This window comes from Pyxidicoccus caerfyrddinensis (assembly GCF_010894405.1).
In the GTDB taxonomy this organism is placed as follows: Bacteria; Myxococcota; Myxococcia; order Myxococcales; family Myxococcaceae; genus Myxococcus; species Myxococcus caerfyrddinensis.
Genome location: NZ_JAAIYA010000019.1, coordinates 213421 through 220162, shown reverse-complemented (window position 1 = coordinate 220162; position 6742 = coordinate 213421). Strand labels below are relative to the sequence as shown.

Annotated in this window: 4 protein-coding genes and 1 pseudogene; all 5 read right to left on the bottom strand. The window is 65.3% G+C overall.

Features of this window, described 5'->3' with window-relative positions:
- Positions 1-1149: pseudogene (locus tag G4D86_RS36550) on the bottom strand (hypothetical protein); the annotation flags it as partial.
- Between the two features lie 337 nt (positions 1150-1486).
- The gene (locus G4D86_RS36545; protein ID WP_205520016.1) at positions 1487-3283 is read right to left on the bottom strand and encodes an InlB B-repeat-containing protein; all 1797 of its coding nucleotides are present in this window, start codon (positions 3281-3283) and stop codon (positions 1487-1489) included.
- A 202-nt stretch (positions 3284-3485) separates the two neighbouring features.
- Positions 3486-4967, bottom strand: a complete 1482-nt coding sequence (tnpC, locus tag G4D86_RS36540) for an IS66 family transposase (protein WP_240360660.1) — start codon at positions 4965-4967, stop codon at positions 3486-3488.
- A gap of 108 nt (positions 4968-5075) precedes the next feature.
- Positions 5076-5531: a hypothetical protein gene (locus tag G4D86_RS53245; protein WP_240360659.1), complete on the bottom strand. Its 456-nt coding sequence runs from the start codon at positions 5529-5531 to the stop codon at positions 5076-5078.
- 251 nt (positions 5532-5782) lie between these two features.
- Positions 5783-6712, bottom strand: a complete 930-nt coding sequence (locus tag G4D86_RS36530; RefSeq protein WP_163998752.1) for a LysR family transcriptional regulator — start codon at positions 6710-6712, stop codon at positions 5783-5785.
- Between the last annotated feature and the right edge of the window lie 30 nt (positions 6713-6742).

Here is a 6742-nt window from a genome sequence, read left to right as displayed (position 1 = left end):
GAGGTTCAACACCGCAGCGCAGTCGGCGCGGCAGGCGGAGCAGCTCGCCTGGCCATAGGGGCAGGAGGACTCCGTGACGGTGTTGCCGTCGTCGCACGCCTCACCGCCCTGCGTGACGCCATCGCCGCAGATGGACGGCGGCGGGCACACTGCCGCTCCTGAGAGTGAGAAAGAGGTGGAGGCAGAACCGCCGACAGCATTGGCAACGGTGGCGGTAATGGAAGGCGACGTGCCGGCAGGCACGCACGCGGGAGGCGTCCACACCACCTCGCTCGTGGTGGAGTCACCGGCGGGAACGCCCAGGGTGCCGACGTTGGTCGTCCAGGAATAGGAGAGGAGGCTGCTCTGCGGGTCGCCCGCCACGACGCCGAAGGTAACGCCCCCGCTGGCTGGCACCGTGTTGGAGGACTGGTTGGTGCTGACGACGACGGGTGCCCAGTGGGCCGAGGCGAAGCAGGCCTCGTCGATGGTGGGACAGAAGTAGACCGTGACGACCACCTCGGTGGTGTTGCCAGTCGCGTCGACGGCGCGCACCAGCAGCAGGTTGTGGCCGCGGTTGACCAGGTCGACGGTGTGGGTGCAGGTGCCGGTGCCGCTGTCCACGGTAGAGGACTGGCCCCACTGCGTCTGCACGCGAACGGGCGTGATGTCCGACACCGAGGACGTCACGTTCACCACGGTACTCGTCATCACGTCGGCGCTGGTAGGCGCGAGGACTGTGAGCATGGGAGGCGTGACGTCCACCGTGACGGGCATCTCCTCGAAGGTGAGGTTGCCCGCGGCACTCCTGGCGTAGAGGCGAATGCTGTGCGCGCCTTCCGTCAGAGTCGTGGAAGTGCCGACGAAGCCACCGTTGCCTGGCACCACGGCCAGCGGTTCCCCTCCGTCCACGGAGAACCACGCCGAGTCAATGGCGGAGCCGTCCGAGCCCGGCGTGGTGAAGCCACACAACTGCACGGTGGTTTGCGCCGTGTAGCGCGGCAGGTTGCAAAGCGTCACCGCCGAGGTCGCGGTGCTGCTGACGACGGCGGCGCCTCGGGTGGCGAGGTTACCGCCAGTCGCAGCATCTGGTGGCTCTTCGCCTACGCAGCCCGCCGCGACCAGCCCCGCGACGAGGGACAAAAGGAACAGCGACGCCTGACGGTGCATGAACCACCCGGGACTGAAAGAACTTCGCTCCAAAGTGCGAAACCTCTGCGGGTGACCACTGGGTCAGCCGCACCTTCACTGTCTTTTCCACGGAGAGCAGTCCGATAGCTCCCCGCCCAGCAGGAGCAGGTGTTCAGCTCGTCCCGAGTTTCCTTTCGTCGGGCCGAGTAGATTCCCCGCAAACTGAATGAGCCGACGAGGTGAAAATTGATGCAGAAAAATCCGCGCCTCCTCCTCCGTCCCGGAGATTCACTGGAACGCGGCCCCGCGAACGAAAATTCGAGACACGAGGCGGAGGAAGAGCCGTGGGAGAAGCGGCCCTACGGAGCGGTTGCGTTCATTGACACGACAGCCGGGCCACGCCACCAAAGCCAGCTTCGGGCTCCACCCGGTACGTTCTCACGGTTCCTGAACCGTCGTTGCACGTCCATCGGGCGACGTAGTCCTTGGCGCAATAAGGAGCGGGATCACCGAGCACGTTGTGGTCCACCACGTAGTCGCAAAGCGTCTTTCCATTGCACGCGGTTCTGAGCGCACTTGTCACGTTCCCAGAGGGAACGCCACAATTGCCGCCGTATGTGGCCGACGTCACCGTGATGATGAAGACGGGTTTCGGCTGGAAGCTCGCGGTGACGCTCGCTGCTGCCGTCATCGCCACCGTGCAACTCCCCGTCCCGCTACACCCGCCACCAGACCAACCGGTGAAGATGGAGTTTGTGGCGGGTGTCGCCGTCAACGTGACGGCGACGCCCTTCGTAAACAAGGCGGTGCATTGACTTGCCGGGCAGTTGATGCCGGCGGGAGCAGAGGAAATGGAGCCTACGCCGGTGCCGGCCAGGAGCGCTCTGAGCGAATGGATTTCCGCGGTGCAGGTGGCGTTGCAGGTGGTGCAACTCGTCTGGCCGCTGGGGCAGGCGCTCTCCGTGATGGTGTTACCGTCATCGCACACCTCGGAGCCATTCTTCACCCCATCGCCACAGAAGGCGCCCGTGAGGTTCAACACCGCAGCGCAGTCGGCGCGGCAGGCGGAGCAGCTCGCCTGGCCATAGGGGCAGGAGGACTCCGTGACGGTGTTGCCGTCGTCGCACGCCTCACCGCCCTGCGTGACGCCATCGCCGCAGATGGACGGCGGCGGGCACACTGCCGCTCCTGAGAGTGAGAAAGAGGTGGAGGCAGAACCGCCGACAGCATTGGCAACGGTGGCGGTAATGGAAGGCGACGTGCCGGCAGGCACGCACGCGGGAGGCGTCCACACCACCTCGCTCGTGGTGGAGTCACCGGCGGGAACGCCCAGGGTGCCGACGTTGGTCGTCCAGGAATAGGAGAGGAGGCTGCTCTGCGGGTCGCCCGCCACGACGCCGAAGGTAACGCCCCCGCTGGCTGGCACCGTGTTGGAGGACTGGTTGGTGCTGACGACGACGGGTGCCCAGTGGGCCGAGGCGAAGCAGGCCTCGTCGATGGTGGGACAGAAGTAGACCGTGACGACCACCTCGGTGGTGTTGCCAGTCGCGTCGACGGCGCGCACCAGCAGCAGGTTGTGGCCGCGGTTGACCAGGTCGACGGTGTGGGTGCAGGTGCCGGTGCCGCTGTCCACGGTAGAGGACTGGCCCCACTGCGTCTGCACGCGAACGGGCGTGATGTCCGACACCGAGGACGTCACGTTCACCACGGTACTCGTCATCACGTCGGCGCTGGTAGGCGCGAGGACTGTGAGCATGGGAGGCGTGACGTCCACCGTGACGGGCATCTCCTCGAAGGTGAGGTTGCCCGCGGCACTCCTGGCGTAGAGGCGAATGCTGTGCGCGCCTTCCGTCAGAGTCGTGGAAGTGCCGACGAAGCCACCGTTGCCTGGCACCACGGCCAGCGGTTCCCCTCCGTCCACGGAGAACCACGCCGAGTCAATGGCGGAGCCGTCCGAGCCCGGCGTGGTGAAGCCACACAACTGCACGGTGGTTTGCGCCGTGTAGCGCGGCAGGTTGCAGAGCGTCACATTGGATGTGCCGCTGACAATGGCTGTGCCTTGGGTGACAAGCGCTGTTTCAGCCTCAGGGGTGGGTGACTCTTCGCCGACGCAGCTTGCTGTGACCAGCCCTACAAGAAAGGACAAAAGGAACAGCGGCGCTTTGCGGTGCATGCATCCCCCTGAACGAAAAGAGCCTCGCTCCTTAGCGCAAATGATTTGCGGGCGAACACTGGGTCAGCCGCAAGTCGGTGGGTCCTCCTCTACCTGCCGAAAGCCAGGACTACGGGGGTTTGGTGATGGTCAGGGTGCATCTGCCTGCGGCAAAGCCGTATCCGCTGCACGAGCCCCGTCTTCCGTGAGCCGGACGGTGGCCTCATGCTGCCGGCGTGAAAGGGGCGCTCTCAGCGCGGCGGCGACTGTTGTTCGGCCGGAGCGGGGAGCGGCTCCGGGATGGTGAGTGCGCCCACCTCGGCGTCGAGCTCGGCGGCCACCAGGCGGGCGCGCGTAGCGGCCCAGTACTTGGGAGCCAGTTCCAGGTAGCGCTCGCGGGCCAATGGGCCAGCACGCGCAAGAGGTCGCGAAGGTAGGCCTCGGGGTCGAGACAGTGCAGCCGCGCGGTGGCGATGAGGGTGAAGAGGTGGCCGGCACTCTCGGCATGGTCATCGCCGCCGACGAAGAGCCAGGCTTTCCTTCCGACGGCAATCCTTCTCAATTCTCTCTCGGAGCGGTTGTTCTCCAGCAGCAGCCGGCCGTCCTCGAGGAAGCGCCGCAGGGCCTCATGGTGCCGCACGGCGTAGCCGAGCGACTTGCGCAACAGCCCGCGCTCCTCGCGCACCTTCTCGTGCTCCACCTCGGCCCAGGTGAAGAAAGCCTCCACGTGCGGACGCAGGTGGGCCCGCCGCAGCCGGTGAATCTCTTCCGGAGGCATGTCCCTCCATGTGGCTTCCAGTTCGAAAATGCGGCCGATGCGCGCCAGGCCCTCGCGGGCGACGGCACTCTTGGCCGCCGTCGCCTCCCAGAAGCCTCTGCGACAGTGCACCCAGCACGCCACCTCGTGCCGCAGCTCCGCTTCGCCGTCCGGCGGCTGCTCCTCGGCGGGGCGGAAGAGGGCGTCGTAGACGCGCTTGGCGTCGGCCTGCACGTAGCCACTGAAGCCCTTGAAAAGCTCCAGTACCGCGGCGCTCGTCTCGCGCGGCGTGTACTCGAAGAAGACGGCGTCCTTGTCGGCCACCTGCACGAAGTGGTGGCCTCGACGGCACACCTGACGCACGCCCTTGTCCGGCGCTGGCTGCACCGCCACACCCGTGGCGTCCGTGGCAATACAGAAGGCGGTGGCGAGCGCCTCGTCCCGCATGGCGGCCACCACGGTGGTGCCCACGTCCGCCACCCACCGCGCCATCGTCCCCCGGTCCACCGCCACCCCGTCGCGCGCGAAGCGCTGCTCCAGGCGGAACAGCGACAGCCCATCGCAGTACTTCTCGGTAATCAGGTGGGCCAGAAGCGACGGCGCGGACAGGCCGTCGACTTCAAGGGCGTCGTGCACCTTGGAGTGCTCACGCGAATGGGGCTGAACGAGGCGGTGCGCGCCCGCCAGACGCACATGGGCGAGCAGCGCCTCGTGGACGAGACCGGCCGATCCGTTCCGTCGATCCCGGCGGCGTTCATGAGCGGAGACCTTGAGATCTTGCGCGGCGACTTGAGCCGCATCCTCTACGACGCCACGTGCGATCACACCGAGTACCTGGTCGGCGACTCGGTCCAGGCGCTGGCCGAGACGCCCGACGGAGTCGAGGTGCGCATCGAACGAGCGGCGCCGCGTCGGTTCGATCGCGTCGTGGGCGCCGATGGAATGCACTCGCAGGTGCGCACCTTGCACGTTCCCTCAAACGGGGGCAGTCAGACGGAATCTGGAGTGCCTTGCACCCAAGAACACAGCCATCAAACAACCAGAACGCGGACGAAGTCACGGCTGCCTGAACAACTGCCAGCCACCCTCAGACGCGTAAAACGCCAGAATGCAATAGCTCTTTGGCGCAAAAATAATGACAACCTGAAACTCCAGCTCAAACCACAGAGGGAGCAATACATCGGGGTCATCCAGTTCGACCTCTATCCAGGGGAACCCCACATGACCCGGTCGAGAGGAGACAACCCAAAAGAAACACCCCTCAGAAAAATCGACACCACTCAATCCAGATCGAATCCATGCATCAAACTCATCAGCACGAAACGAAGCTGAGGCTTCGGTAGAACTGGTCGGAACTTCAAGAAGCCCTGGCCCCCACTGATATGCAAGCATCGGAGTAACATTCAAGCCAATGGTTTCCTCCACCCCCCGAAACCGGGCACCAGGAATGGCTTGGAGCACCTCTTGAAGCGCAGGGTACTGGGCAAACAAATCATCATTACTCATATTCATTCCCTTTCTTCATGGGGAACCACTCTTGTAGAAGCAGTGAGAATCGTCAGGGTTGGTTCAGGAGGGTGGCTACTCGGTGAGGCAGGGCGAGCGCTTCGCCGCTGCGAACTCGCTCGACCTGGCGACAGATCTCCCACCCCTTGAGCGTCACAGCGAACAGTGAGCTCCCCACAGGACGAAGCCGGCCGGCATGGTCGGGCTTGAAGGTCGTTGAATATTCTCTTCATCCATACATCGCTCCTCGGCAGCCGTCAGCGGCCCTCACCTCTCGTTCTGCTGCCGCCCGCTCCCCCCAACAGGGCTCCTGTCCTTCCCATACTTTCCGGCTCGGCCAGCGCTGCAACGGCATCCACGAAGAGCCGGACCTTTGCCGGAAGCTTCAGCCGGCTCGGGTAGACGACGTGGATGGCCCGCAGCCCCGCGGGTTTGGGGCCGAAGAGGATCTTCAGCCGGCCGTCCCGGACCGCGTCTTGGCAGAGGATGGCCGGGACACGCGCAATGCCGACCCCGGCGATCGCCGCCTGGCACGCGAACTCGTGGTCATTCACGGTCAGCACCGGATCGATTCGAGACTTCACCCCCTCGGCCTCCCACGTCTCGAACGCACTGAAGCCAATGCAGCGCGCGGAGCGGAGCTGCTGGGCGCTCGGCGTGCCGTACTTCGACAGGAAGCGAGGGCTCGCCACGAAATGGACCGGACCCTCCCCGAGCTTTCTCACCACGAGCGACGAGTCGTCGAGCGGTCCGATGTGAATCGCGACATCCAGCCCTTCTTCGATGAGGTTGACACGGCGGTCCGCCAGCACCAGCTCCACCAGCGCCTGGGGGTAGCGCGCGAGGTACTCCGCAATCACGGGCGTCAGGAAGCGCCGGCCATAGAGCATTGGTGAGGAGACCCGCAACAGGCCGACTGGCTCTGCCTGCCGCTGTTGCACCTCGCTGTTCGCCTCGTCGATCTGTGCGGCGATGGCGGCGCAGCGCTCGTAGTACGTCGCTCCAGCTCCGGTGACCCGCAGGCGCCGCGTGGTCCGCTCGAGAAGCCGCACCCCGAGCTGCTCCTCCAGCTTGCTGATGCGCTCGCTGACGGTCTGCTTGGTGATGCCGAGCTGGCGCGCAGCCCGGGTGAAGCTCTCCTCACGAACGACCGCGGCGAAGAGCATCATGTCGGCGGGTGAGATCATGACCGTCAAGCCTAGCCTGACAATGAGTTC

Bases quoted from the DNA above. Each gene is read 5' to 3' on its own strand.
- G4D86_RS36530 (WP_163998752.1), bottom strand. From the start codon at position 6,712: ATGATCTCACCCGCCGACATGATGCTCTTCGCCGCGGTCGTTCGTGAG.
- G4D86_RS36545 (WP_205520016.1), bottom strand. From the start codon at position 3,283: ATGCACCGCAAAGCGCCGCTGTTCCTTTTGTCCTTTCTTGTAGGGCTG.
- G4D86_RS53245 (WP_240360659.1), bottom strand. From the start codon at position 5,531: ATGAATATGAGTAATGATGATTTGTTTGCCCAGTACCCTGCGCTTCAA.